This is a genomic window from Rhodococcus sp. D-6 (assembly GCF_040256695.1).
Taxonomy (GTDB): Bacteria; Actinomycetota; Actinomycetes; order Mycobacteriales; family Mycobacteriaceae; genus Rhodococcus; species Rhodococcus pyridinivorans.
Genome location: NZ_CP132970.1, coordinates 1,732,930 through 1,755,030, shown reverse-complemented (window position 1 = coordinate 1,755,030; position 22,101 = coordinate 1,732,930). Strand labels below are relative to the sequence as shown.

22 protein-coding genes and 1 pseudogene are annotated in these 22,101 nt (G+C 72.4%); 13 read left to right on the top strand and 10 right to left on the bottom strand.

Annotated elements, in window-relative coordinates; genetic code table 11:
• Nucleotides 1–407: 407 nt before the first annotated feature.
• Nucleotides 408–995 (top strand): hypothetical protein, encoded by a 588-nt coding sequence (locus RBB84_RS08325; protein ID WP_033098325.1) that lies wholly within the window; start codon nt 408–410, stop codon nt 993–995.
• A 24-nt stretch (nt 996–1,019) separates the two neighbouring features.
• Here RBB84_RS08325 and RBB84_RS08320 read toward each other — a convergent pair whose 3' ends face one another.
• Entirely contained in the window at nt 1,020–1,361 is a 342-nt protein-coding gene (locus RBB84_RS08320) for a hypothetical protein (RefSeq protein WP_006554803.1), read from the bottom strand.
• A 230-nt stretch (nt 1,362–1,591) separates the two neighbouring features.
• Between RBB84_RS08320 and RBB84_RS08315 the strand changes: the two genes are divergently transcribed.
• From RBB84_RS08315 to RBB84_RS08295, 5 genes are all read left to right on the top strand, one after another.
• Complete coding sequence (locus tag RBB84_RS08315) at nt 1,592–1,930, top strand: RNA polymerase-binding protein RbpA (protein ID WP_006554802.1); 339 nt, start codon at nt 1,592–1,594, stop codon at nt 1,928–1,930.
• 259 nt (nt 1,931–2,189) lie between these two features.
• A complete protein-coding gene (locus tag RBB84_RS08310) occupies nt 2,190–2,570 on the top strand; it encodes a chorismate mutase (RefSeq protein WP_019289573.1) in 381 nt (126 codons plus the stop codon).
• A gap of 8 nt (nt 2,571–2,578) precedes the next feature.
• Nucleotides 2,579–4,744, top strand: coding sequence for an aminodeoxychorismate synthase component I (pabB, locus tag RBB84_RS08305; RefSeq protein ID WP_064255685.1), 2,166 nt, complete (start codon nt 2,579–2,581; stop codon nt 4,742–4,744).
• Nucleotides 4,741–5,655 (top strand): prephenate dehydrogenase, encoded by a 915-nt coding sequence (locus RBB84_RS08300; protein ID WP_064255684.1) that lies wholly within the window; start codon nt 4,741–4,743, stop codon nt 5,653–5,655. The genes pabB and RBB84_RS08300 overlap by 4 nt, the downstream gene beginning before the upstream one ends.
• A complete protein-coding gene (locus RBB84_RS08295) occupies nt 5,652–6,647 on the top strand; it encodes a diiron oxygenase (protein WP_064255683.1) in 996 nt (331 codons plus the stop codon). The genes RBB84_RS08300 and RBB84_RS08295 overlap by 4 nt, the downstream gene beginning before the upstream one ends.
• A 45-nt stretch (nt 6,648–6,692) precedes the next feature.
• On the opposite strand, the gene RBB84_RS08290 is transcribed toward RBB84_RS08295, so the two are convergent.
• From RBB84_RS08290 to RBB84_RS08275, 4 genes are read right to left on the bottom strand one after another with little or no spacing between them, the layout of a single operon-like run.
• The gene (locus tag RBB84_RS08290; protein ID WP_064255682.1) at nt 6,693–7,469 is read right to left on the bottom strand and encodes a polyprenol monophosphomannose synthase; all 777 of its coding nucleotides are present in this window, start codon (nt 7,467–7,469) and stop codon (nt 6,693–6,695) included.
• Nucleotides 7,469–9,097 carry an apolipoprotein N-acyltransferase gene (gene lnt, locus RBB84_RS08285; RefSeq protein WP_064255708.1) on the bottom strand — a complete coding sequence of 543 codons (1,629 nt, stop codon included), beginning with the start codon at nt 9,095–9,097 and terminating at the stop codon, nt 7,469–7,471. Before lnt ends, RBB84_RS08290 begins: the two co-directional genes overlap by 1 nt.
• Complete coding sequence (locus RBB84_RS08280; protein WP_064255681.1) at nt 9,094–10,704, bottom strand: amidohydrolase family protein; 1,611 nt, start codon at nt 10,702–10,704, stop codon at nt 9,094–9,096. The genes lnt and RBB84_RS08280 overlap by 4 nt, the downstream gene beginning before the upstream one ends.
• Before the next feature lie 18 nt (nt 10,705–10,722).
• Complete coding sequence (locus RBB84_RS08275; RefSeq protein WP_064255680.1) at nt 10,723–11,265, bottom strand: FxsA family protein; 543 nt, start codon at nt 11,263–11,265, stop codon at nt 10,723–10,725.
• A gap of 105 nt (nt 11,266–11,370) precedes the next feature.
• On the opposite strand from RBB84_RS08275, the gene RBB84_RS08270 reads away from it, so the two are divergent.
• From RBB84_RS08270 to RBB84_RS08260, 3 genes are all read left to right on the top strand, one after another.
• A complete protein-coding gene (locus RBB84_RS08270) occupies nt 11,371–12,135 on the top strand; it encodes a TSUP family transporter (protein WP_024101054.1) in 765 nt (254 codons plus the stop codon).
• 63 nt (nt 12,136–12,198) lie between these two features.
• Nucleotides 12,199–13,710, top strand: coding sequence for a TldD/PmbA family protein (locus RBB84_RS08265; protein WP_064255679.1), 1,512 nt, complete (start codon nt 12,199–12,201; stop codon nt 13,708–13,710).
• Nucleotides 13,707–15,077, top strand: a complete 1,371-nt coding sequence (locus RBB84_RS08260) for a metallopeptidase TldD-related protein (RefSeq protein ID WP_006550016.1) — start codon at nt 13,707–13,709, stop codon at nt 15,075–15,077. Before RBB84_RS08265 ends, RBB84_RS08260 begins: the two co-directional genes overlap by 4 nt.
• A 45-nt stretch (nt 15,078–15,122) precedes the next feature.
• On the opposite strand, the pseudogene RBB84_RS08255 reads toward RBB84_RS08260, so the two are convergent.
• The 3 genes and pseudogenes from RBB84_RS08255 to RBB84_RS08245 all read right to left on the bottom strand — a co-directional run.
• Nucleotides 15,123–15,344, bottom strand: a pseudogene (locus RBB84_RS08255) (glutathione peroxidase); the annotation flags it as partial.
• Between the two features lie 78 nt (nt 15,345–15,422).
• A complete protein-coding gene (locus tag RBB84_RS08250; RefSeq protein WP_019289564.1) occupies nt 15,423–15,923 on the bottom strand; it encodes a DapH/DapD/GlmU-related protein in 501 nt (166 codons plus the stop codon).
• Between the two features lie 5 nt (nt 15,924–15,928).
• Nucleotides 15,929–16,345: a PPOX class F420-dependent oxidoreductase gene (locus RBB84_RS08245; RefSeq protein WP_006550019.1), complete on the bottom strand. Its 417-nt coding sequence runs from the start codon at nt 16,343–16,345 to the stop codon at nt 15,929–15,931.
• Between the two features lie 74 nt (nt 16,346–16,419).
• Here RBB84_RS08245 and RBB84_RS08240 point away from each other — a divergent pair, with 74 nt between their 5' ends.
• Complete coding sequence (locus tag RBB84_RS08240; protein WP_064255678.1) at nt 16,420–17,184, top strand: precorrin-3B synthase; 765 nt, start codon at nt 16,420–16,422, stop codon at nt 17,182–17,184.
• Between the two features lie 96 nt (nt 17,185–17,280).
• A complete protein-coding gene (locus tag RBB84_RS08235; protein ID WP_064255707.1) occupies nt 17,281–18,744 on the top strand; it encodes an NAD(P)/FAD-dependent oxidoreductase in 1,464 nt (487 codons plus the stop codon).
• 69 nt (nt 18,745–18,813) lie between these two features.
• Here the strand turns inward: RBB84_RS08235 and RBB84_RS08230 are convergent, their stop codons facing one another.
• The gene (locus tag RBB84_RS08230) at nt 18,814–19,560 is read right to left on the bottom strand and encodes an SDR family NAD(P)-dependent oxidoreductase (RefSeq protein ID WP_064255677.1); all 747 of its coding nucleotides are present in this window, start codon (nt 19,558–19,560) and stop codon (nt 18,814–18,816) included.
• 60 nt (nt 19,561–19,620) lie between these two features.
• Between RBB84_RS08230 and RBB84_RS08225 the strand changes: the two genes are divergently transcribed.
• Nucleotides 19,621–19,938, top strand: a complete 318-nt coding sequence (locus RBB84_RS08225) for a hypothetical protein (protein WP_064255676.1) — start codon at nt 19,621–19,623, stop codon at nt 19,936–19,938.
• Nucleotides 19,939–19,951: 13 nt separating this feature from the next.
• Here the strand turns inward: RBB84_RS08225 and RBB84_RS08220 are convergent, their stop codons facing one another.
• On the bottom strand, nt 19,952–21,082 hold the full coding sequence (locus RBB84_RS08220) for a Xaa-Pro peptidase family protein (protein ID WP_064255675.1): 1,131 nt from the start codon (nt 21,080–21,082) through the stop codon (nt 19,952–19,954).
• A 35-nt stretch (nt 21,083–21,117) separates the two neighbouring features.
• Between RBB84_RS08220 and RBB84_RS08215 the strand changes: the two genes are divergently transcribed.
• Nucleotides 21,118–22,095, top strand: coding sequence for a 5'-3' exonuclease (locus RBB84_RS08215; protein ID WP_064255674.1), 978 nt, complete (start codon nt 21,118–21,120; stop codon nt 22,093–22,095).
• Nucleotides 22,096–22,101 lie beyond the last annotated feature (6 nt).

Here is a 22,101-nt window from a genome sequence, read left to right as displayed (position 1 = left end):
CCGGGACCACACAACAAGCTAGACCACCTGTGCGACCGGTACGACCGGATTGCGGCGACGACCGCCCCACCACCCGTCGATGCGCCCCGGAGGCCGTGCCCGTGCCGCGACAGGACCGGTACGGAACCGCGAGTGACCTCGGAAATCGTTCCCGTGCAGGGGATCAGTCGCGTTTCGATAACGTTTTCCCGACGGCCGGGAGGAATGCCCTGTTCGTGACCGGAGTGACGAATGAGGTCGGCGTCCAAGCAGGATCGGGCTCGCCGGAAACGCCCCGAAACCGGACAGCTCTCCTTATTCTCGAAGCGGCCGTCACCTTCGTGCCCCCGTGCCGCGACCCGTGCGTGATCGGATCGCGACCGGATCGTCTCGTCCCGCCCGCTCGACCCGATTCGAAGGAGCCCGAGATGTTGCGTCGCCGATCCGCCCCGCTCGTCACCGCCCTGCTCGCCGCGGCCCTGCTCGCGGCCCCCGCCCAGGCCGCCGCCGACACCGCCCCGCCGGGGGTGCCGCTCGATCAGCTGCGCGCGGAGGTCGCCGACTCCCCCGAGACCCTCGCCGCGCTCGAGCGGCTCGTCGCCGACTCCGGCTCGGCGGATCCGTTCGCGCCGCCACCGAAGAACATCCCGCAGCCGTTCTCGTCACCCGCACCGACCGTCGGTCCGGGCTGCGGCGGCGGTTTCGTGCCGTTCGCGATGACCACCGCGTGGGTGCATCCCGGCCCGCACGGTCAGGTGCCGTTCGGGTCGATCGAGGTGATCGTCGAACCCACCGCCGGTGCGCCGGTGACCGCCTCGGACCTGAAATTCGTGTGGATCAACATGGAGAACATCCGGGCCGGGGTCGCCACCCTCGACAACAACGGCGGCGGATTGCAGTCCACAGTGATCGACAGCGGTCCCGGCGCGGTGCTCGGCGCCCTGTTCGGCTCGCTGCAGTACGCCAACGGTGCGTTCTGCCAGGTGATCTACACCATGGGTGGCTTCTTCGCCTGAGCTCGCGCTCCCCGATCGGGGCGGTCAACGCAGTCGTTCGGCGTCGCGGGCCAGATCGAGCAGCTCCGCGCACAGGGCGGTCAGCTCGTCGGCCGCGGCGCCCTCGGCGACCGCGGTGGCGACGTCCTCGGCGGCGCAGCGCGCCCGGAACGCGCGGTCGGCGAGTGCCTCGACCTCGCCGGCGGTGAGCACCACCGAATCCTCGGGCAGTCCGGCGCGGCGGGCGCTGCTGCGCTGCTCGTAGGCGCGTTGCCGACACGACTGGCGGCAGTAGCGGCGTCGCCGCCCGGTGCCGATCTCCGGTACCGGGCGCCCGCACCACAGGCACGTGCTCGCTCGGGTGTCACGTCCGGTCACGAGCGTCACTGTACTGCCCACCTGCACCCCCGGCGGGGCGGCGGGAACCCCGGACGCACGGGCCGGTGCGGGCACCGTGCGCGGCGGTGCGGCGGGTCGGTAGACTGGTCCCTCGGCTCCTCGGTGGGCCGCGGGAACGGAATCGGCTCCGCAGACGTTGAGCACAGTGGACGTCGAGCCCGGTGTCGATGCCGCACGGCATCGACACCCGGGCGGAGCACACAAGGAAGGACACCACCATGGCAGATCGTGTACTGCGAGGCAGCCGACTCGGGGCGGTGAGCTACGAAACCGACCGCGACCACGATCTGGCGCCGCGGCGAATCGCGCGCTACCGCTGCGACAACGGCGAGGAATACGACGTGCCGTTCGCGGACGACGCGGAGATCCCCGGCACCTGGATCTGCAAGAACGGCCTCGAGGGCACCCTGGTCGAGGGCGCCGCACCGGAGCCGAAGAAGGTCAAGCCGCCGCGCACCCACTGGGACATGCTGCTCGAGCGTCGCTCCGTCGAGGAACTCGAGGACCTGCTCAAGGAGCGCCTGGACCTGCTCAAGGCCAAGCGCCGCGGCGCCTGACACCCGCGCCGCCGAACACGTACGTGTGCCGCCCCGGACGATCGTCCGGGGCGGCACACGTCGTTACGGACCCCGCAAGCGCAGCCCGACGGGACGGTGGTTCCGCGAATTCGATTGCGGCCCCGCCACGAATCGATCAATCGTCGATATCGGCCGGACGGTGCGTGCAATCATGATCGCACGCCGATCGATCATGATCGGCACGCCCGATCCACGACCTTCGCGCCGGTGCTCCGGCGGGTCGCTTGCAAGGGGGTGAATGTCCGTGACCGACCGTCACCACACTGCGGCGGACGCGCCGTCGACACAGGCCGCCGCCGATTTGGCCGACCTGCGTGCCGAACTCGACGACATCGACCGGACCCTGCTCGACGGGATCCGCGCCCGCCTCGAGGTGTGCGGACGCGTCGCCGAACTCAAGCAACGCCACGGCCTCGACGTGCTGCAACCCGGCCGCATGGAGGTCGTGCACCGCCGCGCCCAGGACTACGCGCACCGGCACGGCCTGTCCGGCGACTTCGTGCGCTCGCTGTACACCCTGCTCATCGACGAGGCATGCCGGGTCGAGGACCGCATCGTCTCCGGCGGCGCCCCCGCGGACCGGGTCGGCTCCGGTCGCCGCGGCGACGGCACGAACTGAGGCCCGTCGTGTCCGCGCCCCGACCGATCCGCACGGTGTTGATCGACAACTACGACTCGTTCACCTACAACCTCTACGACCTGATCACCCGCGTCAACGGCATCCCGCCGCGGGTGCTCACCAACGATCGCAGCTTGGACGAGCTCGTCGCCGAACCGTTCGACAACATCGTCATCTCCCCCGGCCCGGGCCGACCCGACCGGGCCAGGGACTTCGGGATCAGCGCCCGCGCCCTCACCGACGCCGAAGTGCCGCTGCTCGGGGTGTGCCTGGGCCATCAAGGGCTGTGCCAGCTGTTCGGCAGCGCCGTGATCACCGCCCCCGAACCGGTGCACGGCCGCACCAGCCCGATCCTGCACGACGGCACCGGCCTGTTCGCCGGGCTGCCGTCGCCCTTCGAGGCGGTGCGCTACCACTCGCTGATCGCCGACCCCGTCCCCGACGAGCTCGTCGCCACCGCCCACACCCCGGACGGGTTGCTCATGGCCGTCGCGCACCGGCACCGGCCGCTGTGGGGGGTGCAGTTCCATCCCGAATCGATCGGCACCGCCCACGGCGCGCAACTGCTCGCCAACTTCCGCGACGCCACCCCGCCGCGCAGCCCGATCACCGTCACCGCCCCCGTCGATCCGGAACCGGTACCCGAACCGGCCCCGCGCTATCTGCTGGCCAGCCGCCGGTTGCCGCTGCACCCCGACCCGTCCGCGGTGTACGAGGCGCTCTTCGCCGCCGGCCCGCACGGCTTCTGGCTCGACGGCAGCGCCGCGCTGGATCCGCAGTCGCGGTTCACCGTCCTCGGCAACGGCGCCGGACCGCGCGCCGACTACCTGACCTACCGGGTCGGGGAGGGCATCGTGCGCGAACACCGCGCCGACGGCACCGTCGAGGAACACCGCCGACCCGTCTTCGACCATCTCACCGCTCGGCTCGCCGAGCGCCGCGTCGCCGCCCGCGACGACCTGCCGTTCGGGTTCGCGCTCGGCTATGTCGGCTATCTCGGCTACGAACTCAAGGCCGACGCCGGCGCGCAACTCGTGCACACCTCCCCCTACGCCGACGCCGCGCTGGTCTTCGCCGACCGGGCGGTGATCGTCGACCACGACGACCGTTGCTGCTATCTGCTCGCCCTGACCGAGGACACCGACGATCCCGAGACCCTCGCCTGGTTCGACGCGACCGCCGCGATCCTGTCGGCGCTGCCCGAACCGGTGACCGACGAGCAGATCCCGGTGCCGCTGATCGGCGCGGACGGTGGCCCGCAACTGCGGCTGCGGCACTCCCCGCAGCGCTATCTCGATCTGATCGCCCAGTGCCAGAACGAGATCCGCAGCGGCGAGACCTACGAGGTGTGTCTGACGAACACCGTCACCGTCGACGGCGGCATCGACCCGCTGAGCACCTACCGGGTGTTGCGCCGCATCAGTCCCACCCCCTACAGTGCGCTGCTCGACTTCCCCGAGGTCGCGGTGCTCAGCGCGTCCCCGGAACGGTTCTTGCGGATCGACGCCGACGGCACCGTCGAATCGAAACCGATCAAGGGCACCCGCCCGCGCGGCCGCACCCCCGGTGAGGACGCGGCGCTGCGGGACGGACTGCAGGCCAGCGAGAAGGACCGCTCCGAGAACCTGATGATCGTCGATCTGGTGCGCAATGACCTGTCGCGGGTGTGCGTGCCCGGCTCGGTGCACGTGCCGGCGCTGTTCGCGGTGGAAACCTATGCGGCGGTGCATCAGCTGGTGTCCACGGTGCGCGGCAGGCTGCGCCCGGACGTCTCGGCGGTGGACTGTGTGCGTGCTGCCTTCCCCGGCGGATCGATGACCGGTGCCCCGAAGCTGCGCACCATGGAGATCATCGACAAGCTCGAGGACGGCCCGCGCGGGGTGTACTCCGGGGCGATCGGGTATCTGTCGCCGACCGGCGCCGCCGACCTGTCGGTGGTCATCCGCACCCTCGTCGCCACCGCCCACGAGGTCACCTTCGGGATCGGCGGGGCGATCGTGGCGCTGTCCGATCCGGACGACGAACTCGACGAGACCCTCGTCAAGTCCGTGGTGATGCGCCGCTGCCTCGCCGCCGCCCGCGACACCACCCCGACCGACGGGGCCGGTGCCGTCGGCTCCGCGGCCGATCTCGTCGACGGGCCGCCGGTGCTGCCGGGGCGGGCCGGGCCGTGACCACGCCCGGCCGGGTGATCGTCGCCGGCGGATGCGGCGCCGTCGGCGCCCTGCTCACCGGCGCGCTGCGCGAGGCCGGCCGTCAGGTGCTCGTCGTCGACCCGGCCGCCGACCCGGCTGCACCCGGGATGCTGCGCGCCGATCTGACCGCCCCCGACACCCGCCTCGCCGCGGCACTCGACGGCGCCGACATCGTGGTCCTCGCCGTCCCCGACGTCGTCGCCGGTGCCGCCCTGCCGGTGCTCGCGCGGCTGCTGCCCCCGCACACCCTGCTGGTAGAGACCCTGTCGGTGAAGACCCCGATCGCCGCGGCGCTGCACACCTACCGGCCCGGCGCCCCCACGCTCGGCATCAACCCGATGTTCGCCCCCGACCTCGGATTGCCCGGCCGACCCGTGCTGACGGTGCGCCACCACGACGCACCGGTCGTGACCGAGTTCGTCGCGGCGCTGCGCGACTGGGGTGCCACCGTGGTCGAGACCACCGCCGACGAACACGACCGGATCACCGCCGCCGTGCAGGTGCTCACCCACGCCGCGATCCTCGCGTTCGGTATCGCCCTCGACCGGCTCGACGTGCCGGATGCCGCCGCGCGGGTTGCCGCGCCCCCGCACACCGTGCTGCGCGCGCTGCTCGCCCGCGTCTCCGGTGGCACCGCCGAGGTCTACCACGACATCCAGCTCACCAACCCGTACGCCGCCACCGCCCGCCGCGCCCTCGCCGGCGCGGTCGCCGATCTCGACGCCGCCACCGACGCCCTGCCCGACTTCGCGGCGCTGCTCGACCGAGCCCGCGCCGCGCTCGGCGACGGGCAACCCGCCGCCGCGCAGCTGTGCGGGCAGCTGTTCGCGGCACTGCCCCGCGATCCGGGCGCGGTCGGCGGTCCGAGCGAGGAAAGGAGCCGGACATGAACGAATCCGACATCCCCGGCCCGCAGCTGCGCGCGCCGGAACTCCCGCAGTACGACCCGTCCGATCCGGCGGAGAGCGCGGTGATCGCCGGGCTGACCCGCTCGTGGCCGCGCCGCGCCGCCGTCAAGAAACCCGAGGTCGACCTCGACGCGCTGTTCGAGGCGGACCGCGCCGACTATCCCGAGCAGATGCTGCCCTTCGCCGAGCATCCGCGTTATCTCGCGCTCGACGAACAACAACAGGCGCGGCTGCGGGCCTGGGCGTGGATCGCCTACAACAAGAGCGTCGTCGACATCGAACAGCACGTCGTCAACCCCGGCTTCGCGTTGATCACCGAGGACGCCTTCGGTATCGGCCCGTCCGACACGGTGGTCACCGGGGTGCTCCAGGCGATGGTCGACGAGCAGTACCACACCCTCATGCACCAGCAGGCCAACGTGCTCACCCGCCGCCGCCGCGGCTGGGCGCTGAAGGAGGCGGTGCTGCCGCCGTGCCCGACCGTGCGCGAGCATCGCGCCGCGGTCGCGCACGCCGAGACCCCGCGGGACGCGGCGCTGGTGCAGCTGGCGTTCACCACCGTCGCAGAGACTTCGATCAGCGCCTATCTGGCGTTGCTCACCACCGACCCGGAGCTGCAACCGGTCAACCGCGCGACGGTGGCGGTGCACCGCCGCGACGAGCTGTGCCACGCCTCCCTCGCGGGTGAACTGCTCACCGCGGTGCTCACCGAACTCGACGACACCGATCGGGTGCGGCTGCTCGACGCGCTCGGCACCGCGGTCGCGGCGTTCACCGGCTCCGACACCTCCACCTGGGCGGCGATCATCGCGCACGAGAACATCCCCGGCGGCGACGAGCTGGTCGCCGACACCATCGCCGTGACCGAGGGCCGGCCGGTGGTGCAGGACTGCAGCGCCATCCGCCGGCTGTGCGCGGGACTGGAGCTCGGGGAGGAACTCGACGCCCGATGGCCGTGGCCGCGCAGCGCCTAGCGCCTCGGCCGCACAGCGCCTGGTATCCCGGCCGCGCGGGCCGAGTCAGCGGCCCAGCAGTGCCCGCAACCGCGCGAGACGGCTGCGCAGCCCCCACACGGTGACCCGCACGAGGGCCTCCTGCACGATGTTGCCGTTCATCTTCGACTCGCCGATTTCCCGTTCGGTGAACGTGATGGGCACCTCGGCGACGGTGAATCCGGCCTGCAGGGTGCGCCACGCCAGATCGACCTGGAAGCAGTAGCCGTGCGAGGCGATCGCGTCGAGGTCGAGCTTCTCGAGCACCTCACGGCGGTAGGCGCGGTAGCCGCCGGTGATGTCCTGGATCGACACCCCCAGCGCGAGACGCGAGTAGATGTTGCCGCCGCGGGAGAGCACCTCGCGGTGCCACGGCCAGTTCACCACCGTGCCGCCGGGCACGTACCGGGAACCGAGCACCAGATCAGCGCCGGCGTCGACCTTCTCCAGCAGCAGGTGCAACTGCTCGGGGGCGTGGCTGCCGTCGGCGTCCATCTCCACGAGCACCGTGTAGTCGTGCTCGAGCCCCCACCGGAAACCGGCGATGTAGGCGGCACCGAGACCGTTCTTCTCGGTGCGGTGCAGCACCGCGATGCGCTCGTCGGCGGCGGCGAGGTCGTCGGCGAGGTCACCGGTGCCGTCGGGACTGCCGTCGTCGACGACGAGGACATGGGTGTGCGGCAGCGCAGCGTGCAGCCGCGTGATGATCCGACCGAGGTTCTCCCGCTCGTTGTAGGTCGGAATGATCACCAGGGTGCGGGCGCTGGGTGCGCTGTCGTTCCCGGCCGGCGTCGCCGCTGCCATCAGAGGTCCTCCTTGTCGAACCGGCCACCGGCCGGTGCTCCTGCTGCGCCGGTGCTGGTGCGAGCTGCCGCACCGGCCTTCTCCCGCCGTCCTCGCACCAGGACGAAACCGGCGGCGGCCACGGCCGCGGCGCAGAGCACAAGCTCCGGCGCCACTCCGAGCCGACTAGCCAGCGTAACGTCTGCGCGCACGGGCACCTGCGCCACCAGGGCATCGGGCACGAACAACGGTGTGCTCTGCTGCACCCGACCGGCCGGATCGACGATCGCGCTGACCCCGCTGGTCGCCGCGACGATCACGGCCCGGCCGTGCTCGACGGCCCGCACCCGCGACATCGCCAGCTGCTGATAGGTCATCTCGGTGTCGCCGAAGGTGGCGTTGTTCGTCGGCACCGCCAGCAGCTGCGCGCCGGCGTCGATCGAGTCGCGGAACGCCCGGTCGAAGGCCACCTCGTAGCAGGTCGCCACCCCGATGTCGATGCCGCCGGCGGTGATCATGCCGTCGCCGTCGCCGGGCACGAAATGGCCGGCGCGGTCGGCGTACTCGGAGAACAACCGGAAGAACGACCGCCACGGCAGGTACTCGCCGAACGGCTGGATGATCTTCTTGTCGTGCCGCTCCCCCGGACCGGTCTGCGCGTCCCACACGATCACCGAATTGGTGGTGGTCCGGTCGTCGTTGACGAGCACCGCCCCGACGAGGATCGGCGCGTCGATCGCGGCGGACGCGGCGGAGATGTCGCGTGCGGCATCGGCGTTGCGCAGCGGGTCGATATCGGAGGCGTTCTCCGGCCAGATCACCACATCCGGGGCCGGAGCCCGTCCGGCGGCGACGTCCTCGGCGAGGACGAGGGTGCGGGCGACATGATTGTCGAGCACCGCCTTGCGTTGGGCGTTGAAGTCCAGACCCAGGCGCGGCACACTGCCCTGGATCGCCGCGACCGTCACCGTCGACGAATCGTCGGTGGCGGTGCGCACCAGCGGCCACGCCGCCGCGGCGAGCAGCGGACCGAGCAGCGTCACCGCGACCGGCACCGTCCAGGCCCGCACGGGGCGGGGACGGCGGGAGGCGGTCAGGGCGAGGGCGGCGAGCCCGGCGCCGGTCGCGGCCACGGCGAACGACACCAGCGGGGCGCCGCCGACGACGGCGAGGGAGACGAACCCACCGTCGGGTTGGCCGAACGCCAGCCGACCCCACGGGAACCCGCCGAACGGGACGCTCGAGCGCAACCATTCGGTCAGGCTCCACGCCGCCGCGATCCACAACGGCGCGACCGGCAACGACCGCAGGTGCACCACCAGCGCCCCGAACAGGCCGACGAAGACCGCCTCGGCGGCGGCGAGCGCCAACCACGGCAACGGCCCGACATAGACGCCGATCCAGGGCAGCAGCGGCACCAGGAATCCGAGTCCGGCGAGATAGCCGTAGCCGAACCCGGCGCGTCGCCGCAGCGGTACTGCAGTCGATACACCGACCAGGAGCGCGATCCCGACGGGGGCGAGGAACCACAGCGGACGCGGCGGGAACGACGCGAACAGCACCACTCCCGCGACGACGGCCAGCAACGCGCGCAGCGCGACGACACGCACCGCCCGCACGGTGACCGTCGCGAGGGGCCGGCCGGTCACCGCGCGTACACGACCCGGCCGCGGTGCACACTGCGCACCAGCACCGGATCGGCGGTGCCCGGGGTGAGATCCGGCAGCGGCGCCACCCGCGACCGCGGATCCGTCGACCATCGCTGCACCGAATCCTTCGGGGCGCTGACCACCAGCTCCCCGACCTCCCAGATCGCATACGACGCCGGCGCACCCGGATCGAGGGTGCCGGCCAGACCGTCACGCACCCCACCAGCACGCCACGCCCCGCGGGTCGCGGCGGCGAACGCCGCCCGAGGCGAGATCCCGCTGCCCTCGGTGCGGTGGTGCACCGCCGCCCGCAGCATCGGCCACGGCCGCGGCGCCGTCACCGGCGCATCCGAGCCGAACGCCAACGCCAGCCCGGTCGCTGCCAGCGGCGCGAACGCGTTCAACGCCGCGGCGCGGTCGGCGCCGAGCCGCTGCGCGTACATCCCGTCCGCCCCGCCCCACAGGGCGTCGAAGCTCGGCTGCATGCTCGCGATCACCCCGTACCGCGACAACACCTCCGCCTGCGCGACCGTCAACGACTCGACGTGCTCGAGCCGATGCCCGCGCGCGGCGAGCGCCGGTCCCCCGACCTCCGCGGCGACCGCCTCGAAGGCCGCGACCGCGGCGGTGGTCGCCGCGTCACCGATGACGTGGAAACCGGCCTGAATGCCCGCCGAGGTGCACGCGCGCACGTGCGCGGTCAGCTCGTCCTCGGTCAGATAGCGGGTGCCGCAGCAGTCCGGCAGGTCGTCGTAGGGGCGGGCCAGCGCGGCGGTGTGCGAACCGATCGACCCGTCGACGAACAGATCCCCGCCCAGGGCATCGGCGCCGGTTTTCGCGAGCAGCTCCGCGGCTTCTTCGCCGGCGCGCACCGCCTGCCCCCAGTAGCCGCGCACCTGCACCGGATGGTCGGTGCCGAGCAGTTCGGTGAAGTCGTCGAGCCCGGAGATGTCGGGGCCGGCGCATTCGTGCACCGCGACGTAACCGTGCGCGGCGAAATCGTCGAGGGCCGCCAGTCGGGCGCGGGCACGCTGCGCGGCGGTCAGCCCGCGGCGGGCGGCGCCGCGCACCGCATGGTGCGCCGCGGCGGTCAGCGGCTGCTGCGGATCGAAACCGGCCAGCTCGTCGAGGGGTTCGGCGACGGCCCGCAACGCGCTCGACGCCGCCGCCGAATGCGCATCGATCCGGCCGAGATAGACGAGCCGGGCCGGGGCGGCGGCATCGAGGTCGGCGGTGGTCGGCGGGGTCGGGTCGGGCCAGCGGGTCTCGTCCCAGCCGTGCCCCCAGATCACCGCGTCGTCGTGCGCGTCGGCGTGCGCGCGGACCCGGCGCAGCGCGTCGTCGCGGTCGACGGCGTCGGTCAGGTCCAGCCCGGTCAGGGCCAGGCCGTGGCTGGTGGTGTGCACGTGGGTGTCGACGAAACCGGGAGCGACGAACGCGCCGTGCAGGTCGACGATCTCGGCGTCCGGGTGCAGGGCGCGGCCGGGCCGGTCCTGCCCGACCCACACGACCGTGCCGTCGGTGACGGCCATCGCGGTGGCATCGGGGGCGCTGGCGCTGTAGATGCGGCCGCCGACGAGAAGCTGGGTGTGCGGTGCAGGGCTCACGAGTGCCCAGTCTGCCCGTTACCGCTCCTCGTGGCGGCGCGGGGTCTCCACGATCTCCCCTTCGAGCACGGTGCCACGGTCGTCGACCTGCTCGGTCACCGGCGGACCACCGGTCAGGTGCGGGGCACCGCCGACGACACTGTGATCGACGACCTGCCCGTCGACCACCACCAGCCGCTGCGCGGAGAACCCGGCGGCGCGGGCCCGCCGCGCGACCAGCGTGCGCACCGCCGGACGCAGCGCGGCGCGGGACGGCAGCAACAGCAGCACCCCGAGCACGGTGCTGACGATGCCGGGAATCAGCACCAGGGCCGCGCCGGCGCCGATGAGCGCGCCGTCGGTGAGCACCCGCTCCGGGGAATTCGCGTGCGGTGCCCGGCCGCCGCGCAGCTCACCGAGGTTGCGCAGCGCGCGGCGACCCAGGGCGGCGAGCACGAGATAACCGGCGGCGCTGACACCGAGGAAGATCAACACGGTGGCCAGGGCTCCGAGGGTGGAGCCGAGCCAGGCCAGCACCGCGATCTCCGCCACGACGTAGAGCACGAACAACAACGGGTACACGGCGGGACTTCCTTCCGTCGGCGGTTTCTGTCCGGTCAACGAACGGGCCACCGGTTTTGCTCCCGCACCCGACCCGCGGATGCGGCGCGTGATCGAATGGCCGCCATGACTGCAGGTGACTGGGCGTTGCTGATGACCGCCGCGACCGCCGCCGGCTGGGTGGACGCGGTGGTCGGCGGCGGCGGGCTGATCCTGCTGCCCGCCCTGTTCCTCGTCGCCCCGCAATTGACGCCGCAGGCGGCGCTGGCGACGAACAAGCTCACCGCGATCTGCGGGACCGGCGCGGCGGTGCTGACCTTCGCGCGGCGCATCCCGCTGCGCTGGTCGCTGCTCGGCCCCGCCGCCCTGGTCGCCGCGCTGGCCGCGGCGGCGGGGGCGGCGGCGGTCTCGCTCATCGACCGGGAGGTGTTCATCCCGATCGTGATGGTCGTGCTCGTCGCGGTAGCGGTGTTCGTCACCGCCCGCCCGAAACTCGGCACCGGCAGCACCCGCCGCCCGTCCACGCTGCGGCTGGCCACCGTCGTGGTCACGGCCGCGGCGGTGATCGGCTTCTACGACGGGATCCTCGGGCCCGGCACCGGCACCTTCTTCATCATCGTGTTCGCGGCGATGCTCGGCAGCGAGTTCGTCACCTCGGCGGCGATGGCGAAGGTGCTCAACTTCGGCTCGAATCTCGGGGCGCTGGTCCTGTTCGCCGTCGGCGGGCACGTGTGGTGGGCGCTCGGGGCGGCGCTGGCGGTGTGCAATGTCGCCGGCTCGGTGCTCGGCTCCCGGATGGCGCTCGCCCGCGGCGCCGGGTTCGTGCGGGTGGTGTTGCTGGTCGTGGTGGTGGCCATGGTGATCCGGCTCGGCATCGAGCAGTTCGGCTGAACCACCCCGCGGGGCTCGGTGCGGCAACCCCGGCCCCGCACATCCCGGCGTTACGGTGGGCGGGTGAATGCGGTGGACGACGATTTCCTGGCCCTGCCGTTGCACGCGGCCGCCGACGCGGGCCTGTCGGTCGCGCGGGCGGCGGGCGCGAGTCACGCCGATGTGCGGGTGCATCGGATCCGGACCGGGACGAGCATCCTGCGCGACGGCGCGCTGCAGGCGGCGGTGGACGACAGCGACTGCGGGGTGGCGGTGCGGGTGCTGCTCGACGGCACCTGGGGATTCGCGTCGCATCCGGTGCCCGGCCCGGACGGCGCCGCCGACGCCGCGGCCCGCGCCGTCGCGGTCGCCCGCACCCTGCGCGCGTTGAACCGGGATCCGGTGCAGTGGGCCGACGAAGCGGTCCACCGGGACGCGGTGTGGGTCTCGCCGTACGAGATCGACCCGTTCACCGTCCCCGCCGCCGAGCGCATCGCGGTGCTCGAGGACCGTTCGCGGCGATTGCAGGACGCCGTCGGTGTCGACCACGTCGCCGCGAATCTGACCCTGGTCAAGGAGCAGACCTTCTACGCCGATCTCGCCGGGTCGACGATCACCCAGCAGCGGGTGCGGATCCACTCCGACCTCGACGCGACCCGCGTCGACCGTGCGGCCGGCACCTTCGAGTCGATGCGCACCCTGGCCCCGCCGACCGGTCGCGGCTGGGAATTCGTGGCCTCGGACCGGTGGTGGGACTGGAGCCGTGAGCTCGCCGAGCTGCCCGCCCAGCTCGCGGAGAAGGCGCAGGCCCCGTCGGTGATCCCGGGCCGCACCGATCTGGTGATCGACCCGACGAATCTGTGGCTGACGATCCACGAATCGGTCGGGCACGCCACCGAATACGACCGGGCCATCGGCTACGAGGCCGCCTACGCCGGCACCTCGTTCGCCACCCCCGACCTGCTCGGCAGCCTGCGCTACGGCAGCGACGTCATGCACGTCACCGCCGACCGCACCGAACCGCACGGCATGGCCACCGTCGGCTACGACGACGACGGAGTCGCCGCCCAGTCCTGGGATCTCGTGAAGGACGGGGTGTTCGTCGGCTACCAACTCGACCGGGCGTTCGCCCCGAGGCTCGGGGTGGCCCGCTCGAACGGCTGCGCCTACGCCGATTCGGCGCATCACGTGCCGATCCAGCGGATGGCGAACGTGTCGCTGCAACCCGATCCGAGCGTCGATCGCAGCACCGCCGATCTGATCGCCGGGGTCGACGACGGGCTGTACATCGTTGGTGATCGCAGCTGGTCGATCGACATGCAGCGGCACAACTTCCAGTTCACCGGGCAGCGGTTCTACCGGATCCGCGGCGGCCGGCTCGCCGGGCAGGTCCGCGATGTGGCCTATCAGGCGTCGACCACCGAGTTCTGGGGTGCCCTCGAGGCGGTCGGCGGCGCGTCGACCTGGCAGCTCGGCGGCGCGATGAACTGCGGCAAGGCGCAACCCGGGCAGGTCGCGTCCGTCTCGCACGGTTGCCCGTCGGTGCTGGTGCGCGGCGTGAACGTGCTCAACACGGTGCAGGAAGGTGGCCGATGATCCCCGGAGACCGACTCGTCGAAACCGCCCTGGCGACCTCCCCTGCCGACGAGACCATCGTGATGGTCACCGACAGTGCAGAGGCGTCGCTGCGGTGGGCCGGCAGTTCGATGACCACCAACGGCTCCGCCCGTGCCCGCGGCGCCACGATCCTCGCGATCCGCCGCACCCCTGACGGCGCACACTGCGGGGTGGTCAGCGCCCCGATCGTCGACGCCGACGACATCGGCGCGGTGGTTGCCGCGGCGTGGGCGGCCGCGCAGCAGGCCCCGGCGGCACCGGATGCGATGCCGTTGATCGACGGCGACGACACCGACCCGCAGTGGGGCGACGAGGCCGTCGGCACCGACGTCGAGGTCTTCGCCCCGCTCCTCGACGGGCTCGCCGCCGGCTTCGACGACACCGACGCCCTCTACGGATTCGCCCACCACCAATCCACGACGATGTGGCTGGGCACCTCCACCGGGGTGCGGCGCCGCTGGGTGCAACGCGACGGCTCGCTCGAGATCAACGGCAAACGCGGCGGCCTGACCGGGGCGAGCGCCTGGGTCGGCGCCGGCACCGTCGACTTCACCGACATCGCAATGGATCCGCTGCGTGCCGAACTGGCGCGGCGGCTGGACTGGGCCGGTACCCGCGTCGACCTGCCCGCCGGACGGTACGAGACGCTGCTGCCACCCTCGGTGGTCGCGGACCTGATGATCCCGCTGCTGTGGTCCCTCGACGGGCGCGGCGCCGAGGAAGGCCGGTCGGTGTGGGCTGGGCCCGGCGGAACCCGCCTCGGCGAGCAGATCGCCGCGCTGCCGGTGACGTTGACGTCCGATCCGGCCGCCCCGGGGCTCGGTTATGCGCCGTTCGTGGTCGCCACCGCCTCCACCGACAGCGTCTCGGTGTTCGACACCGGGATGAGCGCCTCGCGGGTCGACTGGCTCCGCGACGGCGCCCTGCACGCGCTGGCGTATCCGCGGGCCGCAGCCGCCGAATTCGGGGCCACCCCCACGGCGCCGGGTGAGAATCTGCTGCTCACCGGTGGCAGCACCGCCGATGTGGACGACATGATCGCCCGCACCGAACGCGGTCTGCTGCTGACCACCGTGTGGTACCTGCGGGAGGTCGATCCGGCGGTGCTGTTGCTGACCGGCCTGACCCGCGACGGGGTGTATCTCGTCGAGGACGGGCAGGTGCGGGCGGCGGTGAACAACTTCCGGTTCAACGAATCCCCGGTCGATCTGCTCGGCCGCGCCACCGAGATCGGCGCCACCGAACGCACCCTGCCGCGGGAGTGGAAAGACTGGTTCACCCGCACCGCGATGCCGCCGGTGCGCATCCCCGACTTCCACATGTCCTCGGTCAGCGCCGCCCACTGACCTCCGGTCCGGTCGGTGACGTCCACCGACCGGACCGGTAGGCGCTCAGAGCAGGTCGGTGAGTTCCTTGCCGATCTCCTCGGGGGTGACCGTCGGCTCGAAGCGGCGCACCACCGCACCCTGCGGGTCGACGAGGAACTTGGTGAAGTTCCACTTCACCTCGTCGGTGCCGATCGCCTCGGGGCGGGTCTTGCTCACGTGCTCGAACAGGAAACCGTGCTGCGGCCCGAAATCACCGGGAGCCTCGGCGCGCAGGTGCCGGTAGAGCGCGGCCCCGCAGGTGAGGCCGAGATCACCACGGACCCTACGGGATCGGACGACCCGGGCGGGGCTGCCGGTGCGGGGTCAGTCCAGGTCACGGACGTGCCGGGCGGGGCTGCCCAGATGCAGCGTGTGCGGGGCACAGTCCTTCGTCACCAGCGAGTTCGCGCCGATCACCACACCGGCGCCGATGCTCACGCCCGGCATGACCACCGCACCGGAGCCGATCCACGCGCCGTCGCCGATGGTCACCGGCTCCCCCGTCAGCGTCGACGCGCGCTGTTCCGCGGTGCCCATGCGGTGGCTGCTGGTGAGCACCCGCACGTGGTCGCCGAGGAACACCCGCTGCCCGAGGGTGATGTCGGCGACCGTGTCGAAATAGCAACCGTGGTTGACGAACGAGCCCGCGCCGAGGGTGAGCCGGCCGAGGCCCTGCACCACCACGCCGGTGTGGATCAGGCTCGGCGGTGCGGCGTCGACACCGGCGCGGCGCAACCACTTCCAGCGACTCGAACCGGAGATCAGCGGGTTGCTCGCGAGCGCCACCGCGATCGCCTGGGACCGGTAGGTGTGAGAGCGCGCCACGACGTCTACCGGCCTGCCGTGTCGTCGGCGGGATCGAGCGCACACGCCAACCCGACGGTGCCGGTGCGGCCACGGCGCACCACGCTCGCGCCGACGATGATCCGGCCGAGCAGTCCGTACTTGCGGGCGATCACCGACCGGGCGTGCGCCGAGCCGTCGGCGTCGAGCACCTCCCCCGTGCCGGGCACCGCCGCCGACTTCGGGTTGCCGCGCGCGTCGCAGATCGCCAGGGACACCCGCGGATCGCGGCGCAACCGCCGCACCTTGTAGGCGTCGGCGACCGTCCACACCAGCAGCCGGTTCCCGTCGGGCGCCGCCCACACCGGGGTGTCCACCGCGCTGCCGTCCTTGCGGTAGGTGGTCAGCAGCACGAACTTGGCGGCGGCGAGGTCCGCGAAGGTGGGGGTCGTCGACTCGGGCATGGCCACCACCCTACAAACCGCCCGGTCTCACGGCACCGCTCGTCCCGCCGGCGCCGCGTTCTACGCTGGCGGTCATGGCCGATACCGCTGTCGACGTGCACCTGCCCGCCGGGCATCTGACCTCCGCGCAGGTGCAGCTGCTCGCCGAACTCGCCCACACCCACGGCGGCGGCGAACTGCATCTGACCGCCCACGCCCAGCTGCAGGTGCGGGGTGACCACGCCGCGATCAGCGCGGCGCTCACCGCCGCCGGTCTCACCGTCGACGTGCCCACCCGCGCACGGCTTCTCGTCTCCCCGCTCAGCGGCCGCATCGGCGGACACCACGACCTGCGCGAACTCACCGCCGCGGTGCTTGCGCGCCTCGACGAGCGGCCGGTGCCGGCCGGCACCGTCCTCGGGCTCGACGACGGCACCGGCGACATCGTCGCCCTCGCCCCCACCGTCGCGGTCCTCGCCCGCCCCGACGGCCGCTTCGCGGTGATCCGCGACGGCGCCGACACCGGGGTGCGCGTCGACCCGCAGGACGCCGCCGAGGCGCTGCTCACCCCACCGACCGACCCCACCGGGGATCCGGAACCAGTGCCCGAGCGGCCGCGGCCACCGATCGGCTGGCTCGACCAGCCCGACGGGGCCGTCACCCTCGCCGGCGGGCTGCCCGGCGGGATCCTCCCCGCGCGCCTGGCGGAATTCCTCGCCGCCGTCGAACGTCCGGTGATCGTCACCCCGTGGCGGTCGGTGCTGCTGTGCGATCTCGACGAGTGGACCGCCGAACAGGTGGTGCGGGTGCTCGCCCCGATGGGGTTGATCTTCGACGCCGACTCCCCGCATCTGCGCTGAGCCGCCGCTGACCTGCACGAACGGGTGGACTTCGCGAACCGGACCGTCGCCCCCGATCCGGCCCGCCGACGGTTCGGCCGCGCCTATCGTGGACGGATGAGCGGTCCGACAGCGGAATCCGACAGCTATGACGTGATCGTCCTCGGTGCGGGCCCGGCCGGGGAGAACGCCGCCCAGTACGCCATCGCCGGCAGCGACCGCACCGCCGTGCTCGTCGAGCACGAACTCGTCGGCGGCGAGTGTTCCTACTGGGCATGCATGCCCAGTAAAGCTCTGCTGCGCCCCACCCAGGTGCTCGCCACCGCCCGCAACATGCCCGGCGTCGCCGACAAGATCAGCGCCCACGGCGTCGAGGTGCCGGCAGTGCTGGCCCGCCGCGACAGCTTCACCCACAACCGCGACGACAGTTCCCAGGTGGACTGGGCGAAGGGCGCGGGCATCGACGTCGTGCGCGGCCACGGCCGCCTCGACGGCGAACGCACCGTCACCGTCGCCGGCAGCGACGGGGAGCGTCGCCTGCAGGCCCGGCACGCCGTGGTCCTGGCCACCGGCACCGTCCCGTCGATCCCGGACCTGCCCGGGCTGCGCGACGCGTTGCCGTGGACCTCCCGCGATGCGACGAACCTGCTCGAGATCCCCCGCCGCGTGCTCGTCGTCGGCGGCGGTGTCGTCGCCTGCGAAACCGCCACCTGGCTGCGGCAACTCGGCGTCGAGGAACTCACCCTCGCGGTGCGCGGCGACCGCCTGTTGCCGCGCGTGGAGCCGTTCGCCGCCGAACGCGTCGCCACCCGCATGGCCCACAAGGGCCTGGATGTGCGCTACGGCACCGAGATCCGCTCGGTGCAGCGCCCCGATGTGAAGGACACCGGCGTCGGCTGCATCCACGGTGGTCCCGCCACCGTCGAACTGTCCGACGGCAGCGCCCTCGAGGTCGACGAGATCGTCGTCGCCGCCGGCCGCCACCCCGCCGTGGACGGACTCGGCCTCGACAGCGTCGGCCTGACCGACGGGAAGGTGACCGTCGCCGACGATCTCACCGTCGACGGGGTGAACGGGCAATGGCTGTACGCGGTCGGGGATATCGCCGGTCGCGCCGCACTGACCCACATGGGCAAATACCAGGCGCGGGTGTGCGGGGACGTCATCGCCGCCCGCGCCGAGAACCGTCCCACCGACGGGTCACGGTTCCGGGCGAGCGCCGACCACGGCCAGGTCCCGCAGGTGATCTTCACCGTCCCGGAGATCGCCGCGGTCGGCCGCACCGCCGAGCAGGCCCGCGCCGACGGACTCGACGTCGAGATCCTCGAGGCCGACATCGACGTCGCCGGTGCATCGCTGGCCCGCGACGACTACGCCGGGCACGCGGCGCTGGTCGTCGACCGGGCCACCGACACCCTCGTCGGCGCGACCTTCGTCGGCCAGGAGGTCGCCGAACTCGTCCACGCCGCCACCGTCGCCCTGGTGGGGAAGGTGCCGCTGGATGCGCTGTGGCATGCGGTGCCGTCCTATCCCACGATCAGCGAGATCTGGTTGCGGCTGCTCGAATCCCGCCGCAGCTGATCGTCTCTCGCGCGTGCAGTTGTCGTCGCGACACGCCGAACAGCGACGACGAGAACTGCACGCCGGCGGTCAGCGCGGCAGCCGCCGCCAGATCGCGCGCGGCAACAGCCGCATCCCGAAGAACACCGGCCGAAGCACCGCCGGCACCCACACCTCCCCGCGCCCGCGGTGCAGCGCCCGCACCGTCGCGTCGGCGACCTGCGGTGGGGTGCTCGACAACGGTGCCGGGCTCATACCCTCCGTCATCCGGCCGATCACGAAACCGGGGCGCACCAGCAGCAGCGAGATTCCGCTGCCGTGCAAGGCATCCGTCAGGCCGGACGCGAAACCGTCGAGGCCGGCCTTCGCGGAGCCGTAGACGTAGTTGGCGCGGCGCACCCGCCACCCGGCCACGGAGGAGAACACCACCAGCCGACCCGAGCCTTGGCCGCGCAGCCGCTGCGCCAGGTCGGTGAGCAACGCGACCTGCGCGAGATAGTCGGTGTGCACGATCGACACCGCATGCGCGGCATCGGTTTCCGCGCGGGCCTGGTCGCCGAGGATGCCGAAGGCCAGCACCGCCACATCGATCGGCCCGAAGGCGGCGATCCGGTCGAGCACCGCGGTGTGGGTGTCGAGAGCATCGGCGTCGAACTCGACCGGATGCACCGCCGTGGCACCCGCTGCCCGCACGGCGGCGCACTCGTCGGCCAGGTCGTCGGCGCGACGCGCGGCCAGGATCACGGTGCGGCCCGCCGCGAGTCGGGTGGCGACCTCGACGCCGATCTCGCTGCGTCCCCCGAAGATGACGACGGTTCCCTGCGCGGTGTGGTTCATGCGGCCCAGTGTCCCGGGTCGATCTCCGGGATGCAGTGTCGGGGTTCTACTGTCTGCGGGATGGACAGTGACCGCACCCCGAGTATCGACGTCTTCCTCGCCGATCTGAAGACCCGCCGCGACCTCGCGACCGGGCACGCCGCCGAGGAGGGTTTCCCGGAGTTGGCCACCGTCCTGCTCACCGTCGCCGAACTCGACCGGCTGCTGGGCATCGTCGAGGACTACGACACCGAGATCCTCACCTACGAGGTTCTCACCGGCGCGCAGACGAAGTTCGCCCGCAAGATCCGCGCCCGCAACGAGGCGCTGCGGCAGGCCGCCGCCGACCATCCCGGTCCGCTCGCCGACACGCTGCTCGCCCTGCTCGACGAGCGGTGAACCCGGCCGGGTCTCAGCCCGGCAGCACCGTCAATCCGTGCGGGCGCAGGTTCATCGACTCGCAGCCGTCCTCGGTGACGACGACGATGTCCTCGATCCGCGCACCCCACTCGCCGCGGAAGTAGATGCCCGGTTCGATGCTGAACGCCATGCCGGGCTGCAGGGTGTCGTCGTTGCCGGAGACGATGTACGGCTCCTCGTGCACCGACAGGCCGATTCCGTGCCCGGTGCGGTGCACGAACGCCTCCCCGTAGCCGGCGGCGGCAAGCAGGTTGCGGGCGGCGGCGTCGACGTCCTCGGCGCGCACGCCGGGCCGCACCGCATCCACTGCGGTCTGTTGTGCCTTCTCGAGCACCGCAATCTTCGTCGCGATCTCCGGGTCCGGTTCGCCGATGCTGTAGGTGCGGGTCGAATCCGAGTAGTAGCCAGGTTCGACGGGACCACCGATGTCGACGACGACGATGTCGCCGGATTCGATGACCCGCTCGGACACCTCGTGGTGCGGGTCGGCGCCGTGCGGGCCGGAACCGACGATGACGAACGCCGCCGCGGTGTGTCCCTCTTCGAGGATCGCGGCGGTGATGTCCGCGGCCACCTCGGCTTCGGTGCGTCCCGCGCGCAACCATTCACCCATGCGGGCGTGCACCCGGTCGATGGCGGCACCAGCGCGGCGCAACGCCTCGACCTCGTCGGTGTCCTTGACCATCCGCAGCTGCCGGATCACCGACGTCGCAAGCGCCGGGGCGTTGCCGAACCGGGCGGTCAGCGGCACCAGGTGCAGCGCCGGCATCGCCTCGGCCACCGCGAACGCCCCCGCCGTCGCGACGAGTTCGCGCACGAGCGCGTAGGGATCCTGACCGTCCACCCAGTCCCGCACCGGCAGACCGAGCTCACCGATCGCGGAGTCGTTCAGCGACGCCAACTCCAGCCGCGGCACCACCACGGTGGCGCCGGAGCCGTCGGTGGGGATCACCAGGCAGGTCAGGCGCTCGAACGACTCGGCGCGCGAACCGGTGAGATACCGCAGGTCCGGTCCGGGGGTGATGAGCAGCGCGTCGAAGCCGGCGGCGGCACCGAGTTCGGCGGCGCGGGCCAGGCGGGCCGCGTAACGGTCGGCGGGGAATCGGGGGGCGGCAGTGGTCATGTCTTCGAGCCTAGTGGCCGCGGCCGGATGGCAGGATGTGGTCCGTGACCGCACCGGAGAACCCCACGCCCGCACCGGACCCCACGCTGATGTTGCTCGACGGCGCGAGCCTGTGGTTCCGCGCCTTCCACGCCATCCCGGAGAAGGTCACCGCCCCCGACGGCAGCCCGGTCAACGCGGTGCGCGGCTTCGTGGACATGGTGGCCTCGCTGATCCGCACCCACCGCCCCACCCGGCTGGTGGTGTGCCTGGATCTGGACTGGCGGCCGGCCTTCCGTGTCGCGGCGATCCCCAGTTACAAGGCGCACCGGGTCGCCACCGGGTCGGACGGCACCGTCGAGGAGGTCCCACCCGCGCTGCTGCCGCAGGTGCCGGTGATCCTCGACGTGCTCGCCGCCGCCGGCATCGCCACCGGCGGGGCGGCCGGTTTCGAGGCCGACGACGTGCTCGGCACCCTCGCCGCCCGCGAGACCATCGACCGGGTGATCGTGGTCAGCGGCGACCGCGACCTGCTGCAGGTCGTCGCCGACAGTCCGGTGCCGGTGCGGGTGCTCTACGCCGGGCGCGGATTGGCCAAGGCCGAGTTGTTCGATCCGGCGTTGGTCGCCGAACGCTACGGGGTGCCCGGCGAGCGGGCCGGCGCCACCTACGCCGAACTCGCGGTGCTGCGCGGCGACCCGTCGGACGGACTGCCCGGCGTCAAGGGGGTCGGGGAGAAGACCGCCGCGTCGTTGCTGCAGCAGTACGGCTCCCTCGACGCGGTGCGCGCGGCCGCGGTCGACGAGTCGTCGTCGATGGCGAAGGGCATGCGGGTCAAACTCGCCGCTGCGGCGGACTATCTGGATGCGGCGCTGCCGGTGGTGCGGGTCGCCACCGACGCGGACGTGGACCTGTCCCGCTCGGACGTGTTGCCGGCGGCACCGGCCGCTCCGGAGCAGCTCACCGCGCTGGCACAGCGGTGGGGTCTGGAACGGCCGGTGTCCGCGCTGGTCGCGGCCCTGGCCGACCGATGACCGCTT

Bases quoted from the DNA above. Each gene is read 5' to 3' on its own strand.
- RBB84_RS08325 (WP_033098325.1), top strand. From the start codon at position 408: ATGTTGCGTCGCCGATCCGCCCCGCTCGTCACCGCCCTGCTCGCCGCG.
- RBB84_RS08315 (WP_006554802.1), top strand. From the start codon at position 1,592: ATGGCAGATCGTGTACTGCGAGGCAGCCGACTCGGGGCGGTGAGCTAC.
- RBB84_RS08310 (WP_019289573.1), top strand. From the start codon at position 2,190: ATGTCCGTGACCGACCGTCACCACACTGCGGCGGACGCGCCGTCGACA.
- RBB84_RS08295 (WP_064255683.1), top strand. From the start codon at position 5,652: ATGAACGAATCCGACATCCCCGGCCCGCAGCTGCGCGCGCCGGAACTC.
- RBB84_RS08290 (WP_064255682.1), bottom strand. From the start codon at position 7,469: ATGGCAGCGGCGACGCCGGCCGGGAACGACAGCGCACCCAGCGCCCGC.
- RBB84_RS08270 (WP_024101054.1), top strand. From the start codon at position 11,371: ATGACTGCAGGTGACTGGGCGTTGCTGATGACCGCCGCGACCGCCGCC.
- RBB84_RS08260 (WP_006550016.1), top strand. From the start codon at position 13,707: ATGATCCCCGGAGACCGACTCGTCGAAACCGCCCTGGCGACCTCCCCT.
- RBB84_RS08245 (WP_006550019.1), bottom strand. From the start codon at position 16,345: ATGCCCGAGTCGACGACCCCCACCTTCGCGGACCTCGCCGCCGCCAAG.
- RBB84_RS08240 (WP_064255678.1), top strand. From the start codon at position 16,420: ATGGCCGATACCGCTGTCGACGTGCACCTGCCCGCCGGGCATCTGACC.
- RBB84_RS08235 (WP_064255707.1), top strand. From the start codon at position 17,281: ATGAGCGGTCCGACAGCGGAATCCGACAGCTATGACGTGATCGTCCTC.
- RBB84_RS08230 (WP_064255677.1), bottom strand. From the start codon at position 19,560: ATGAACCACACCGCGCAGGGAACCGTCGTCATCTTCGGGGGACGCAGC.
- RBB84_RS08225 (WP_064255676.1), top strand. From the start codon at position 19,621: ATGGACAGTGACCGCACCCCGAGTATCGACGTCTTCCTCGCCGATCTG.
- RBB84_RS08220 (WP_064255675.1), bottom strand. From the start codon at position 21,082: ATGACCACTGCCGCCCCCCGATTCCCCGCCGACCGTTACGCGGCCCGC.
- RBB84_RS08215 (WP_064255674.1), top strand. From the start codon at position 21,118: ATGTGGTCCGTGACCGCACCGGAGAACCCCACGCCCGCACCGGACCCC.